Origin of the sequence: Nonomuraea sp. NPDC005650 (assembly GCF_040605375.1) — a bacterium.
Classification (GTDB): Bacteria; Actinomycetota; Actinomycetes; order Streptosporangiales; family Streptosporangiaceae; genus Nonomuraea.
The window spans coordinates 73,149-87,903 of the sequence record NZ_JBEXCR010000041.1; the positions used below are offsets into that span (position 1 = coordinate 73,149).

Consider the following 14,755-nt stretch of genomic DNA (forward strand, 5'->3'; position numbering starts at 1 on the left):
GGTTGGGTCAGCGGACGATGCCCTGGGTGTCAATGTGGTTGCCGTCCCAGTCGCCGGTGATGGGCAGGTCGGAGGGGTCGCCGTAGCCGACGGAGGTGGTGGTCTCGGTGGCGGTGGTGACCGGGCTGGTGCGCATGTAGAAGGTGCCGTTCATGCGGACCCCGACGTTGTCCTTGCCGTCACCGTCCCAGTCGCCGACCAGAGGTGCGGCACCGGGATCGCCGTAGCCGAAGATGTAGGAGGCCGCTCCGGTCTGAGGGGTGTTGGACAGGTAGAAGGTGCCATTGGCGGGTTTGTAGGCGCTGGGGGTGTCCTTGCCGTCGCCGTCCCAGTCACCAACCACGGGGATCATGTCGGCATCGCCGTAGGCGAGGGAAGTGGTGGTCTCGGTGGCGCTGGTGACCGGGCTGGTACGCATGTAGAACGTGTTGCCCATGCGGACCCCGACGTTGTCCTTGCCGTCACCGTCCCAGTCACCGACCAGAGGAACCGCACCGGCGTCGCCGTAGCGGAAGGTGTAGGAGGCCGCTCCGGTTTCGGGGGTGTTGGACAGGTAGAACGTGGCCGTGGTGGGGTCGAAGCTGCTGACCGTGTCCTTGCCGTCACCGTCCCAGTCACCGCGGATCGGGATCATGGGGCTGTTGCCGTACGCGACGACCGGACGCGTGGCCACGGTCGAGCTCTGACTGTCGGACAGGTAGAACTCCAGGACGCCGAGATCCGGCGAACCGCCGTCGATGCCGACCGGTGAGGAGTAGCCGACGATGTCGATGTCCGAGCGCGAGTAGCTCTTGGCCTTGATCGCGTCGCCGCTGTTGCCCTCGATCGTGTAGACGGTGCTCGCGTTGGACGAGGTGACGATGCCGACGTGGTCGATGTCCCCGCTCTGGTCCCAGTCGAACACCAGCGCGTCCCCGGGCTGAGGGGTGTAACCGCTGGAGCGGGCGTGCCAGGTGCCGTACGTGGTCCCGTAGTCCTTGAAGGAGGAGGCCCAGCCGGTCAGGATGCCCCCGCTGGTCTCGGCCACGTCCGCGTGGCGCACCCCGGCGGTCTTCCAGACGTACTTGGAGAAGTCGGCGCACCAGTCGCTGTTGCGGAACTGCACGCCGTCCCCCGTACCGCAGCCGGAGGCCGACTTCCACGTGCGGAAGACCCCTGTGTAGTAGTTGCACCCGCTGCCCATGGGGTTCTCCTTGTTGCGGGCCGCCTTGCCGGCTTCCGCCTGCGCGACCGAGACGATCGTGTCCCGGCTCGCCGCGGAGGCCGGGGTGTTAACAGCCGCCTGCAGCCCGACCACCGAGACCGTCGCCGACAGCAGGCAGATGGTGGCGCGCTTGGCCATCGAGTTGTTCATGACTTCCCTCTCGCTTGCGTTCGCTTGACTGGAACCGAGAGTGGTCGGGGTCTCTCCAAATGGACTGCAATAGCGCTGTACCGATCCGTACTGGCATGATCGGTGCAGGCACGAAACCTGGGAGACTCACATGGAGTTACGGCTCCTGGGACCGGTGGAAGTGTGGAACGGGGGACGGCAGGTGCTCCTCGGGGGCGCCAAGCCGCAGTCGTTGCTGGCCGCTCTCCTGCTGGAGGCGGGCCGCGTCGTCACGGTCGACAGGTTGATCGACGCGATCTGGGAGGACGACCCGCCGACGACCGCCCGCGGGGTGCTGCAGACCTACGTCGCCTCGCTGCGAAGAGCCTTCACCGGCGCGGGGCTGCCCGACATCATCGTCTCCCACCGGCTCGGCTACCTGGCCGAGATCGCCCCGGACACCCTGGACCGGGACCTCTTCCAGCGGCTCGTCACCCGTGGCAGGCAGTCCTCCCAGCAGGGGCGGCACGAGGAGGCGGGCGAAACCTTCCGTACGGCCCTGCGGCTCTGGCGCGGCGAGGCCCTGGGCGGGATCGGCGGCGCGTACCTGCGCGCGGAAGCCGTACGGCTGGAAGAGCTGAGACTGGCGGTCACCGAGGAGCGGATCGCCGCGGACCTCGCGGCCGGGCAGGACGAGCGGCTCATCGACGAGCTGGCCGAGCTGGTCGCGCTGCACCCGGCGCGCGAGCGGCTGCGCCGCGACTTCATGGTGGCCCTGTACCGGGTGGGCAGGCAGGCCGACGCGCTGGCCGTCTACCAGAAGGGCCGCCAGGTGCTGATCGAGGAGATGGGCGTCGAGCCCGGGCCCGAGCTGCGCCAGACGCAGGAGGCCATCCTGCGTTCGGACCCCGCGCTGGCCAGGCCGGTCAAGGCCGTGCCCCGCATGCCGCGCCAGCTGCCCTCCCCGGTGCCCGACTTCACCGGGCGCGAGAAGGAGATCGTGGCGCTGCGTGACCATCTCACCGACTCCGGCGCCACCCCGATCTGCGTCATCTCCGGGCAGGGCGGCGTCGGGAAGTCCGCCCTGGCACTGCGTACGGCACACGAGATCGCGCACCACTATCCCGACGGGCAGCTCCACGTCGAGCTGCGCGGCACCACAGGCACGCCGGCCGGTGCCGAGGAGGTGCTCGGGCGGCTGCTGCGCGAGCTCGAGCCCACCGGCGCGCCGCTCCCGCTCACGCTGGAGGAGCGCGCCAGCCGCTACCGGACGCTGCTGGCCGACCGGCGCCGGCTGATCGTGCTGGACGACGCCGCCTCGGAGGCTCAGGTACGCCCGCTGCTGCCGGGCAACCAGGGCTGCGCGGTGATCGTCACCTCCAGGAACCGGCTCGCCGGGCTGTCCGGCGCCATGCTCGTCGACCTCGGCATGCTGCCGCCCGAAGCGGGCATCGACCTGCTCATCCGCATCGCGGGCGAGGAGCGGATCACCGGCGACGCGGAGGCGGCGGTGCGCATCGTCCGCCAGTGCGGTGGCCTGCCGCTCGCACTGAGGGTCGCGGGCGCGCGCCTGGCCTCGCGGCGCCAATGGTCGGCCCGGCGGCTGGCCGACCGGCTCGCCGACGAGCAGCACCGGCTCGACGAGCTGGCCGCCGGTGACCTGGAGGTACGCGCCAGCATCGCCCTCAGCTACGACATGCTCTCCGCCCAGGAGAAGCGGGCGCTGCGCCGGCTGGGCCTGCTCGGGCTGCCGAGCTTCCCCCTCTGGGTGGCCGCGACCGCCGCGGACCTCGGCCCGCGCGAGGCCGACCAGCTGCTGGAGCAGCTCGTGGACACCTCGCTGGTCGACGAGGTGGACCCCGATGAGACCGGTCAGGCCCGTTACCGGCTCCACGACCTGGTCAGGCTGTTCGCCGGCGAGCGCGCCCGGGCCGAGGAAGAGGCCCAAGAGCTGACGGCGATGACCAGTAGGGTGCTGGGCGGCTGGCTGTGGCTGGTCGAGCAGGTCAGCAAGGTCGTCCCGACCGGGGCCGTTCCCATGCGCGTCACCCCCGGGCTGCCGCACCCGGTGGGAGAGGATGCGGCCCGCCCGGCGCTGGCCGACCCGCGGGGCTGGTTCCGGAGCGAGGAGGAGTCGCTGATCGCCGCCGTCGAACTGGCCGCCTCGATGGACCTCGACCAGCTCGCCGTCGACCTCGCCTCCGCGCTGTCCCTGGTGGCCCTCGGAGGCAGCCAGTACGTCGTCGACGACCCGTTCACCTCCTGGCACCGCACCCACGAGGCGGCGCTGGCCGTGGCGCGGCGCGCCGGCAACGTGCTCGGCGAGGCGAGCCTGGTGGCGGGCCTGGGGCAGCTCTACTACGAACGGGACTTCTACGCCGAGTCCCGCCAGTACCTCAGCCAGGCGCTCTCGCTGTTCCGCGAGGCCGCGGACGTACGGGGAGAGGCCTCCACCCTGGCCGCCCTCGGCGCGGCGTGCCGCGAACAGGGCTACCTGGCCGAGGCGCTGCACTTCCTCGGCGAGGCCGAACCGCTCTGGCAGCGCCAGGCCGACACCGCCGCCATCGCCCACGTCAAACGGCTGACCGGCACCGTACGCCTCGAACGCGGCGACTACACCGCTGCCTGGACCGACTTCACCACGGCGCTGACCCTCTACCAGGAGGCCGGCAGCCGGCGCGGCGCCGGGCTGACCCTGCGCAACATGTCGCTGCACCACCGCGCCAGAGGCGAGTACGACCTGGCCGAGAAGGTGTGCGAGCAGGCGCTGGAGATCTTCCGGCAGCTCGGCGACCGGCTCATGGTGGCCTACTGCTCACGTTCGCTGGCCAAGGTCAGGCTCCGGCTCGGCGGGCACGAGCAGGCCCGGCGGCTGCTGGAGGAGGCGCTCGGCGTCACCCGGACCCTGCACGACCGCTGGGGCGAGGCCTGCACCCTGCGTACCCTCGGCGAGCTCAACCTGGCCGAGGGCCGCCTCTACCAGGCCAAGGCTGATCTGGAGGAGTCCGCGCGGCTGTGGGAGGCGCTGCGCCTGGGCCTGTTCCGGGCCCGTACCCTGCGGGACCTGGCGCTGGTCCACGAGGCCCTCGGCGATGACGCCACCGCCCGTACGACCCGGGCCGAGGCGCTGGAGGTGTTCCGGCTGCACGGCGCCCGCGAGTACGAGGAGATGTCCAAGTAAGGGCAGTTTCAGAGGTATTACAGCGGTCTTGGATCCCGCCGGTGAACCATGGCGACGGCACACCTCACCTGGAGTGCCCATGGTTCACAACGGAGGGCTTCCATGCCAAAGATCGTGCTCCTGTCCGACCCGCGGATCGCCGCGGTTTCCGTCAAGGAGTGCGGGGAACCGCTCGTGGACCTGCGCACCGTGGAAGCCATCCGCGTCGATCCGAGACTGGCCGACCGCGAGGGGGCCTACGCGCACGTACGGCTGAGCGTGGCCGACCGGCTGGTGGTCGCGCAGACCCGGCTGCCCCGGGAGCTGCGCCTGCTGGTCACCGAGGGGTATCGCCGGGTGGGACTGCAGCAGCAGTACTTCGACTCATCGGTCACCCGCCACCGCGCCGCGCACCCCGGCTGGGACGAGCACCGCGTTCACGTCGAGGCCAGCAGATACGTCTCCCCGCCCGACGTGGCCCCCCACGTCACCGGCGGCGCGGTCGACCTGACCCTGTGCACCTCCACCGGCACGGAGCTGCCGATGGGCACGCCGGTCAACGCCACCCCGCCGGAGGACGGCGAGGCCTGCTACACCGCCTCGACCGCGATCTCCGCGGAGGCCACGGCGAACCGGCACATCCTGGGCACCGCCATGACCTCCACCGGCTTCGTCAACTACCCGACCGAGTGGTGGCATTGGTCCTACGGCGAGCGCTATTGGGCCTTCACCACGAGCGCTCACCACGCGCTGTACGGCCCCTGGGAGTTGCCGTCCTGAATCGGCCGCCACTGCGCCACCGTGACTTCTCCGCCCGATGCCGAACTCGATCGGGCGAGACGTTTGTGAGCTCGACGGCCTTGCCGACAACCCTGCCCATGAGATTACCCACAGGGCGAAATGTCCGTATTGTCATGACAAGTCGGTAACGGGTCCGGCAGAATGCGGGACCACCAGCGTCTCCCTCCACGGAGGAACCCTCATGCGTCGACCCCTTGGGGCACTCGCCGTCGTCGCCGGCCTCACCTCTTGCGCCCCGTCCACCGGTGGGGCGGCCGGAGCTGCGCCCGAAGTGACCGCGCCGACCTCGACACCGACGCAGACGAAGGACGCGACTCCCGAGCCGACCTCCGAATCGGACGAGTGCCGTGTGCGCGTGACCAGTCCGAGCATCTCCGCGCTCACGATCCAGACCTCGGCCGTCCGCCGCGGCTGTGTGCGCCCGGCGCTGCTGCGGATCCGGGTCAAGCGCGCCGTCCCCGGCGACGATCCGGTCGTCAAAAGCGGCGCCACCAGAAAGGACCGCATCACCCTGAAGCTGCCCTGCAAGCCGGGCACGTACTACGCCGTCGCCACCGACTACCGGGGCCGCACCGCCAAGTCCAAGGCCGTACAGCTGACCTGCGCCACCCCCACTCCCACGACGCGGGGTACGGAGGCGCCGCCGGTTTCCGAGACGAAGGAGCCCGTCACCTCCGTCGGCACGGCATTGGAGAACGAGGTCGTCCGGCTGACCAACGCCGAGCGGGCCAAGGGCGGCTGCGACCCGCTCAAGCACGACGCGCGGCTGCGCAGGGCGGCGTTCGGGCACTCGGCCGACATGGCGAAGAAGGACTATTTCGACCACGACTCCCAGGACGGCCGCGACATGGTCGACCGCATTCGCGCGACCGGCTTCACCGGCTCGACCTTGGCCGAGAACATCGCCATGGGCCAGCGGTCGGCGGCCGAGGTGGTCAAGGGCTGGATGAACAGCGATGGCCACCGGCAGAACATCATGAACTGCTCGTACACCCTCATCGGGGTGGGCGCGGCCAAGGACCCGCAGGGGCAGATCTACTGGACGCAGGACTTCGCCGCCGACTGATTTGTCGCACGACCTGGGCGCCGGAGCGCGAGCCCCGAGCATCCTGGGGCAGCCGTCAGCCAAACCCGCCATCACGAACCGCCATCGCTTGCCGGCGAACCCATGCAGAGCGAACATCCGCCTGGAAGCTTGGAAACATGGCGATCGAAGACCCTCACCACCTGTTGGGACGCCTACGGCTGGGCCGGGAGGAATACTGCCAACGGCTCCTGACCATGCTGATCGTGGGCGGTCCCTACCCCCGCTGGAACAGCCGTACCCGCCCGTCGCCCCGGGGCGCCGGGTTCCTGCGGTCGCTGGATGAGCTGTCGTTCGGCCGCAGCGAGTGGAGCGGTCAACCGCTGTTCGTGGACGAGTTCGAGTTGCGCTCACGGCACGACGACGAACAGGGCGGAGCACCCGACTACGCCGTGCTGTGGCACGACCGGCTATGGCTGATCGAGCTGAAAACCGAGAGCTCAAGCCACCGGCGAGGTCAGCTCTCCGGCTACTACACGCTCGCCGCCCATCATCATCCGAGCCTTGCCGTGGATCTCACCTACCTGACACCAGCGCTCACCTTCACGCCACCGACCAGCCAGAACGGCACCAGATTCGCACACGTCACCTGGCCCCAGATCTTTCCGCTACTGGACGAGGCCTGGGGCAAGGGCACGGACATGGAACGACACGTCCACACAACGTTGCTGGCGGCCTTGAAGAGCATCGGCTCGGACTGGTCCGGCTGGCGGGCCCAGCAGGTCGGCGTAAGAAGCGATGAACCTCTGACGGTCGAGAACACGGCGATGGCCATGGCAGAGGCCACCGCTCGTGACGGACGGCAGCGAGCTGTGGACCATCCGGCAGCGGACCTGGACCAACTGCAACGTCTTCGCCTCGCCCTCCGGCAGACCATCTGCACCAGTCCGGCACAGGCCCCTCTCCGCCACGTACGGCCTTGGCTCTGGAGCGCCACGACCAGCGGCGGCGATGCACTTACGGCCTCCGGCCGAGACACGGGGTTCGAACTGCGCCTCTCCCGGTACCAAAAGCCGGCGTGCTGAAGGTCACGAGGGATCTCTGTCCTCGTCGACGCCGTGCAGGTGGTCCTCGAAGGTGGGGCGTCGATCCGCCATCCGCGACCATACGATCAAGGTAGCCAGCCGGAAGGGGGCCAATACGAGCCTGAGCACTCGACGCCCCAGCCGACGGATCAACCTGGAGAGTTCCTTGAGCGTCTGCCAGGGGCGTCCCAAGGCCACGACGGTCAGGGTGAAGATCATGCCGCCGAAACTGATCCCTCCGAAGTCGTCGGGGTCGTCTCGCTCCTTCTTGCTCACGACGCGAAACTGAAGGCCGGAAACACGAACGTGCTGCTGTGCGCCACGGATCCTCCCGAGCCAGTCTTCGGTCGCGCGATAACCGTATGCCTACGTCGGCAAAGACGCACGGCAGGCCGCGACCGTCAAGGCCGCCAGCACGACGGTGGACAGCATGTCGGCCGCGGGCGGATCGATCACGCGTTGCGCCGCGACGGCCATGACCGCATCCTCGATGCCGACGAGGTCTTCCGCGTCTGGGCCGCGCTGCCGACCGAGCCGCGCCGCCTGTTCTCACCGCGCACGCTGGAGCACGTGCTCGACCGGGCTGCCACCGCAGCGGGGGCTGCCCCTGGTCAACGGCGAGCGGCTGGCGGCCGGGGTGGACCTGGGACACACCCCCAGCGCCTTCACCGCCGTCTACCCGCAGGTGGCCACGGCCGCGGCCGAGAGGACCGCAGCCGTGGTAGCCGAGGTCTTCCCTTGGACGTCGGCGACGAGTTGACGCGTGGTGACGGGCCGGCCGGCGTCCAGCGCCAAGCGCGTCACCACGGCGACGGCCCGCCGGCCGTACGGGCTGCCCGTCCACCTCGACCTGCCAGGGCTCGCAACGACTTCGTGGCCGCTTTCTCCCGCTCTTCAGAAATATGGTGTCCAGCCGGGGCCGATGGGGATGCCGGGGCCGAACTTGTTGCCGCCCTTGCCGTTCCAGATGTACAGCGTGCCGTCACGCGTGGCCGCGATGTCGGTGTGACCGTCCTGGTTCACGTCTCCCAGCGACATCAACGTGCTCGCGTACGGCTCCCAGCCCGGACCGAGCTCGATGGCCGGACCGAACTCGTTGCCCCCTTCGCCGTTCCACACGTGCAGCGTGCCAGTATCCGTCTTGACCGCGAGTAGGTCGCTGTTGCCGTCGGCATTGACGTCCCCCGCGATCGGGCGGCTGAAGGCGGTCCAGCCGCCGCCGATCGTGGTGGCCGGGCCGAACTTGTTGCCGCCTTGGCCATTCCAGACGGTCAGCGTCCCGGTGGCGGCCGAGAAGATGTCGCCCACGCCGTCGGAGTTGAAGTCCGGCGTGGCCGGTCCGGTCATCGCGGCGTAGTGCGAGCGCAGTTCCGCTCCCGAGAGTTCGCGGTTGTAGAGCGCGAACTTTCCGACCGCCCCCTTGAAGTAGGACGCCCCGTCGCGGGTGCCGACCCGGACGGGCGCCGGACCCGGCTTGGGGTTGATGACGACCTCGTCGTCCGTGCCGGGGCGGTAGACCAGGTTGTCCGTGCCCGCCAGCACGCCGTCACGGTAGATCCGCACCTTGCCGTACGCACCCTCCGAGGTGTCGAACGTGACGGCGTAGTGGATCCACTCGTTGACCTTGACCGGCTGCTGGACGTACGCCCCGGCGCCGAAGCCGCCGTCGAGGTTCCACGCGTAGCCGGAGATGCGGTTGGGCCGGTTCTCCTCGTTCTCCTTCGAGTACATGCGACCCGCCCACTCGCGATCGCCGCCGGTGCCCGACTTCGTGCCCTTGCCCATGAAGTAGACGTAGCCGGACTGTTCCTCGTCGGCGAATTGGAGAGTGTGCGGCCTGATCCACGCCTCCATGGTGAACGCGCCGGTGGTCGAGATGTGGAACTGCTTGGCGGTGGGAATCTCGAAATATCCCGACGAGCCGTTGAAGACGGCGGCGCCGTCCTGATTGGGCAGGCGGACTGTGCTGGTGACGCCGTGAAAGGTCCCCTTGTGGCCGTTGCCGGTGCGGTCGCTCTCCGCGCCGTCCGAGGGGTTCGACAGTCGCCAATAGGCGACCGGGCGGTGCGAGAGCACCAGCGCGTCGTAGGCGCTCAGGCCGGCGGAACTCGCCGTGGCCGGGTGCGGAAGGCACACCGTCGAGGCGCCCAGGGCCGCCGCGACGAGAATACGTAGGCGAAGCGCTCTGCCCGCGCCGATCGGTGTCCGGGTCGTAGGTCTTTGCACGGCGGCAGAGTAGGAAACGGCGGTATGGCGCCGGTATGTCGTCTCATCAGGCCGGCCAGGTGGTGAAGACCGATCACCCGCGGAACATACTCCCGGCATACCCCCTCTCGCTAACGTCCTTCGTCCAAGTACGAATCACCGCACATGAGAGGGCACTATGCGACTGGCAAATATCCTGCGGAAGGCGGCGTTCGTCGGAGCCACGGGAACGGCGCTGACGATCCTCCTCGCCACGTCCGCTTCGGCGATCTCCTGGAACAGCAGCGCACCCAGCAACGCCTCGAGCGTCTCGACCCCGGCGTACGACGACGTCCGGATAGGCGCGACCGGGCCGAACGACGGCACCCTCCAAGTCCGTAAGGGCAAGTACAACGGCAAGTGGTACGTCTGGGGACGCGTCGCCAGCCCGTCGTCGAAGCTCAACAGCGGATATGAGCTCCAGCTCACGGTGGCCGGGATCGGATGCAAGCTCGGCAGCGGCACGAAGATCAAAGACATCAACACGACGACCTACACCGCCGCAGCTCCGCTGGACTCAAGCTGCCAGTACACCGGGCGAATCGTGAAGACGAGTTCCGGCTACACCCTTGGCATAGCCACCTACTACGCCTGATCCACCGCTCCCCGCGCCACTCCACCGGCATGAAGTAGGTGACCGCGGCGTGGTCGACCAGGATGTCGACCACGCCGTACAGCTGCTCGGCCGTCTGGACGAGCGCCTGTGGGCCCTGCTCGCGCGAGGTCCGTGGCCTGGGCGCAGGCCGGTGCCACTCCCCCGCCCGAGGTGTTCCACTACGCCAAGGCCACCACGAGCTGAGTTGGTTCCTGATCACTTCCGGCGTGTCCGGGACCGGCTGTGCGAGATAGCGAGCCGGTAGCCCGCCTCGCTCGCCCGGATCCGACGATCCGGGCGAGCAGCGTGGCCGCGTTGGCGTCGTCGAGCCTGCCGAGGTGCGGGTGCCGGGCGTTGTTCAGGGTGGCCGGCGGATCCCGGCTGGTGATCAGGACGCGGCTGGCCGGGCCGGGATGAGCGGGCGGACCTGGCGTACGTGGCGCGCGTTGTCGAGGATGATCAGCGGGTCGCCCGCGGCGGTGAGCGAGCGGTAGCAGGCGGCGGCTCGCGGGTGAAGATCCGGCGGGGTCAGGCCAGGGTTGAGAAGTCCGGGGAGGTGGAGATGGTCATGATGGCTCCCACCGCCGTGATCACCGTCGGCCCGACCAACCTCAGCCAGTACAAATCCGGCAGACCCTCGAAGCGAGTCACCAGACCGTCGGCTTCACTGGGCCACGTCGTGGCCGTGCGCAACAGCGGCGTGAGAGTGATCTCGTCGACGAGCGACGATGCGATGTCCGGCCCCTTGTCGACGGCGACGTGCCGCACGTCCTCCAGCAGCAGGCTCACCATCGGCCATTTCAGGGTCTGGACGATCTTGATGTCGAGATGGTCGCGCTCGCCGAGAGCCGCGAAGGCCACCGCGTCGAGGAAGCCACCGGCGCAGTGCGCAAGCACCGCGCCGGCTCGCTCACAGGTCATCTGGACCGTGTTGTCCACCATGGGTTGCTCAGCATTGCAGGTTCTCCCCCGAGTCGGCACCCTCAGCCGTCCTTCATGACGTAGCGGATGGGGAGGCGTTTGAGCCCGCCAACGAATGTGGTGGCGGTCCACACGGGCTCGCCATCCAGCTCGACGCTCGCCAGCCTCGGGACGAGTTCGGCGAAGAGCGCGCGGATCTCCATGCGGGCGAGCGCGGCGCCCAGGCAGTAGTGGACGCCGAAGCCGAAGGCCAGGTGCCTGTTGGGGTCGCGGCCGACGTCGAAGCGGAACGGGTCGGCAAAGACCTCCTCATCCCTGTTGGCCGACGGATACGACAGCAGCACGGATTCGCCCTTCCGGATCGGCGTGCCGTTGACCTGGGTGTCAGCGGAGGCGGTGCGCATGAACTCCTTCACAGGGCTCACCCACCGGATCATCTCCTCGACGGCCGTCGGCAGCAGACTGGGGTCGTCCCGCAGTCGCCGCAGCTCCTCCGGGTGCCGGATGAGCGCCTCCAGGCCGCCCGCGATGGTGGAGCTGGTGGTGTCGTGCCCGGCCGTGGCAATGAGGATGTAGTAGGAGGCGGCAGTGTTGTCGTCCAGCAGCCGGCCGTCGATGCGGGCGTTGGCGATCTCCGAGGCCAGGTCGCCAGTCGGCCTGGCCCTGCGCTCGGCCGTCAATTCGTGGAAGTAGGCGAAGAGGTCCTCCAGCACGGAGGTGTGACCCTGCGGGCTGCCGCCGCGCCCGGTCTCCTCGTCGTGCTGGCCGAACAGCTCCTGCGTGAGCCGCAACATGCGTGGGAAGTCCGACTCGGGCAGGCCCAGCAGGGTGAGGATGACGTAGAGCGGATAGTGCACGGCGACCTGGCGGGCGAAGTCGCACGCGCCGCCGTACTCCGCCATCCGGTCCACGTGCAGGCGGGCGAGCTCTCGGACCCGCGCCTCCAGGGCGCGCATGGCCTTGGGGCGGAACCAGTCGGCCCCGACGGCGCGCAGGACGCGGTGCTCCGGCTCATCCATGTGGACGATGCTCCTGAGCGCGGTCCCCCGCGCCCGGCGCGTTTCGAGTGCGGCGTCGAGGTCCGCGGTCCTCAGCACGGGGCGCGGAGCGCTGAGCCACAGGGCATGGTCCCGCTCGATCTCCAGCACGTCGGCGTGGCGGGTGACCGCCCAGAACGGGGTGTATCCGGCGACCTCCACGCGGTGGACGGGAGACTCACGGCGCAACAGCGCGAGGGCCTCGTGAAGGCGGGTCTCGTCGGTGTACGCGGCGGGCCTGGTAAACGTTCGCCCGGCTTCGCTCACGGACATGGCGGGATTCATGGTGAAGCCTCCTGTCTCATCGAATGGCGCGACGGGGCGGTACATCCGGCCGGGAGGAGTACCTTCCCTTTCGACGCCCTACAGGCCAGGAGGTGCCATTCCCGCGGCGCCGCGTCCCCATGTCAGGACCGGGGACCGGCTGCTTCTGAACGTCGATGGGGACAGACGTTGCCGCACCGACACAGGGGGTGACAAAAGGATCGTTGATCCCGTAAGTTCACCGGATTCCCACCAATTGGAGGATCTACGGTGAGCAGCCCCCAGCATCGTATGACTGCGGCCTGCTTGGCGGTCGGCACCATCACGGCGCTCCTCACGCCGGGCACCGCCCAGGCCACGACCGAACCGACCGCCACCGTTTTCTACCCCAACGCGGTCCAGAGCACGGGCGACGAGTCCCTCGTCGACGACCACGACCGCGACGGCGCGGCCTTCGCCCCGGCGTACCGCACCGTCACCCTCACCTACCTGGACAGCTCCGGCACTCTCACCGGGCGCTACGTCATGGTCAAGAGCGAGACCGGCAAGCCCGCCAAGGCGGTGAACGGGGCCTTCCCGGCCTGGCACCGCGACAGTGACCAGTTCGAGCAGGTCATGGGCTACTACTGGGTCACCACCGCCCAGCACTACATCCAGTCACTGGGCTTCGGCTCCCGGCTGCGCCCGGTGAACCTGCGCCAGATCGAGCTGCGGATCAACCAGTACGGCGGCGACAACTCCTTCTTCAGGGAGGACAAGGCCAACATCACCCTCGGCAAGGGAGGCGTGGACGACGCCGAGGACGGCGAGGTGATCGTCCATGAGTACGGCCACTCCGTGCAGGACGGCCAGGTGACCGGCTTCGGCACGACCCTGGAATCGGGCGCGATCGGTGAGGCCTTCGGCGACTACCTCGCCGTGGCCGTCAGCAGCTGGAAGACCGGCGTACCCACGCGGACTCCCGAAGCATGCGTGGCCGACTGGGATTCGGTCTCCTACACGTCAGGGGCCCCGCACTGCTTGCGCCGGCTGGACGGCACCAAGCACTACCCCGAGGACATGGTCGGCGAGGTGCACGCGGACGGCGAGATCTGGTCGTCAGCCCTGTACGACATCCGCACCGGGCTTGGTGACACGCTGGGCAGCACGGTCATCATCGACGCGCAGTTCGACTTCGCCAAGGACACCACCTTCAAGGCGGCGGCCGAGGCCACGGTGAACGCGGCACAGCGGCACGGCGGCGACACTGCCGCGGCAGCCGTACGTGCCGCGTTCACCTCCAGAGGGCTTCTCTAGCTCTGCCGGAGCGCGGGCATCGAGACCGGGATGGAGCAGGCGGTGGCACCTCCGCCTGCTCCGGCCGCTGCTGCCGAGGGCGGCCAGCGGGGTGGACGGTGGAATGACCCCCGCGCGACGATCGACGGCGTGTTGTACCGGGCACGGACCGGGCTGCCGTGGCGGTACCTGCCCGAGCGATTCGGCCCATGGATCACGGTCTACAAACGGCACCGCCGCTGGCCGCCGAGTTGGCGGAGGTGGTCAGGCTGGGGCTCCTCCCGGGCCAACCGCGCTTACCTGCGCCGCCGCGAGATCCGCCACACCATCCCCGAGCCGCGCGATCAACGCGCCAACCGGCGTCGGCGCGGCTCAGCAGGAAGACGACCCACCGGCTTCGACGCCGAACGCTACAAGGCAAGGAACGTCGTGGAACGGGCGATCAACCAACTAATAAGCCGGCGTTACCGCCATCGCCTGGTGCATTGATAGGCGATCCAGCGACCGCCGCCCGCATTGGCTACGGCGTTCCGCTTCGCCCTGGCGGGCGTGCTCCCCCTACCGCCCCAAAAGACGTTTCTCCTGGCGTTGTAGGCGACAGCGCCGCACCCGTTGACGAAGGTGACAAGGACTTTGCAGCTGGAGCGGCCGCATTCTCTCAGCGCCCGCCGTTTGGCGGAAGCCACTGTTCGGTAGTCCCAGGACCTGCCGGTTCGGCCGTTCCGCGCCACAGCAATGGCGCCGTAATAGTAACGTGCTTGACTTTCCCCCGCAGTAGCCGATGTAGCCGCAGCAGCTGCCACGGGAGACGCCGTAGCCAGCACCCCGCTCGCCATAAAGACGCAAGCGGCCACGGCAGTGAGCTTCTTGCCTAGCTGCACGATCTCTTCCCTTCGTGCCGTCCAAGCGGACGGCAGCGTGATTGGTGAGGAGAGTCTGTATTGTGCCACTTGCAAACTACTTAAACCGATGGATGCTCAAGGGAGCAATGTGACGGCCGCCAGCGGAACGGGCAGGAGTTGAGCCGCTTGCGCGCA

The 14,755-nt window shown here is 68.9% G+C and carries 12 protein-coding genes and 1 pseudogene; 7 read left to right on the top strand and 6 right to left on the bottom strand.

All coding sequences use genetic code 11. The annotated features are described in order from the left end of the window. Positions 1-7: 7 nt before the first annotated feature. On the bottom strand, positions 8-1,354 hold the full coding sequence (locus tag ABZS69_RS49910; protein WP_355386815.1) for a CHAP domain-containing protein: 1,347 nt from the start codon (positions 1,352-1,354) through the stop codon (positions 8-10). A gap of 130 nt (positions 1,355-1,484) precedes the next feature. Between ABZS69_RS49910 and ABZS69_RS49915 the strand changes: the two genes are divergently transcribed. From ABZS69_RS49915 to ABZS69_RS49930, 4 genes are all read left to right on the top strand, one after another. Beyond that, positions 1,485-4,493 carry a BTAD domain-containing putative transcriptional regulator gene (locus tag ABZS69_RS49915; protein ID WP_355386818.1) on the top strand — a complete coding sequence of 1,003 codons (3,009 nt, stop codon included), beginning with the start codon at positions 1,485-1,487 and terminating at the stop codon, positions 4,491-4,493. Positions 4,494-4,595: 102 nt separating this feature from the next. Then, complete coding sequence (locus ABZS69_RS49920) at positions 4,596-5,252, top strand: M15 family metallopeptidase (protein WP_355386821.1); 657 nt, start codon at positions 4,596-4,598, stop codon at positions 5,250-5,252. Between the two features lie 376 nt (positions 5,253-5,628). After that, complete coding sequence (locus ABZS69_RS49925; RefSeq protein ID WP_355386824.1) at positions 5,629-6,339, top strand: CAP domain-containing protein; 711 nt, start codon at positions 5,629-5,631, stop codon at positions 6,337-6,339. 137 nt (positions 6,340-6,476) lie between these two features. After that, positions 6,477-7,382 (top strand): hypothetical protein, encoded by a 906-nt coding sequence (locus ABZS69_RS49930; RefSeq protein ID WP_355386827.1) that lies wholly within the window; start codon positions 6,477-6,479, stop codon positions 7,380-7,382. A 3-nt stretch (positions 7,383-7,385) separates the two neighbouring features. Here ABZS69_RS49930 and ABZS69_RS49935 read toward each other — a convergent pair whose 3' ends face one another. Together ABZS69_RS49935 and ABZS69_RS49940 are read right to left on the bottom strand one after the other, a co-directional pair. After that, entirely contained in the window at positions 7,386-7,658 is a 273-nt protein-coding gene (locus tag ABZS69_RS49935; protein WP_355386830.1) for a hypothetical protein, read from the bottom strand. Positions 7,659-8,276: 618 nt separating this feature from the next. Next, positions 8,277-9,608, bottom strand: coding sequence for an FG-GAP-like repeat-containing protein (locus ABZS69_RS49940; RefSeq protein WP_355386833.1), 1,332 nt, complete (start codon positions 9,606-9,608; stop codon positions 8,277-8,279). A gap of 157 nt (positions 9,609-9,765) precedes the next feature. Between ABZS69_RS49940 and ABZS69_RS49945 the strand changes: the two genes are divergently transcribed. After that, a complete protein-coding gene (locus tag ABZS69_RS49945) occupies positions 9,766-10,221 on the top strand; it encodes a hypothetical protein (protein WP_355386836.1) in 456 nt (151 codons plus the stop codon). Between the two features lie 528 nt (positions 10,222-10,749). Here ABZS69_RS49945 and ABZS69_RS49950 read toward each other — a convergent pair. Beyond that, a complete protein-coding gene (locus tag ABZS69_RS49950; RefSeq protein ID WP_355386839.1) occupies positions 10,750-11,163 on the bottom strand; it encodes a hypothetical protein in 414 nt (137 codons plus the stop codon). A 41-nt stretch (positions 11,164-11,204) separates the two neighbouring features. Then, positions 11,205-12,452, bottom strand: a complete 1,248-nt coding sequence (locus ABZS69_RS49955; protein ID WP_355386842.1) for a cytochrome P450 — start codon at positions 12,450-12,452, stop codon at positions 11,205-11,207. A gap of 297 nt (positions 12,453-12,749) precedes the next feature. Here ABZS69_RS49955 and ABZS69_RS49960 point away from each other — a divergent pair, with 297 nt between their 5' ends. Together ABZS69_RS49960 and ABZS69_RS49965 are read left to right on the top strand one after the other, a co-directional pair. Next, positions 12,750-13,739 carry a M36 family metallopeptidase gene (locus tag ABZS69_RS49960; RefSeq protein WP_355386845.1) on the top strand — a complete coding sequence of 330 codons (990 nt, stop codon included), beginning with the start codon at positions 12,750-12,752 and terminating at the stop codon, positions 13,737-13,739. 81 nt (positions 13,740-13,820) lie between these two features. Beyond that, positions 13,821-14,171, top strand: a pseudogene (locus ABZS69_RS49965) (transposase); the annotation flags it as partial. A gap of 11 nt (positions 14,172-14,182) precedes the next feature. Here the strand turns inward: ABZS69_RS49965 and ABZS69_RS49970 are convergent. After that, positions 14,183-14,554, bottom strand: coding sequence for a DUF4189 domain-containing protein (locus tag ABZS69_RS49970; protein WP_355386910.1), 372 nt, complete (start codon positions 14,552-14,554; stop codon positions 14,183-14,185). Between the last annotated feature and the right edge of the window lie 201 nt (positions 14,555-14,755).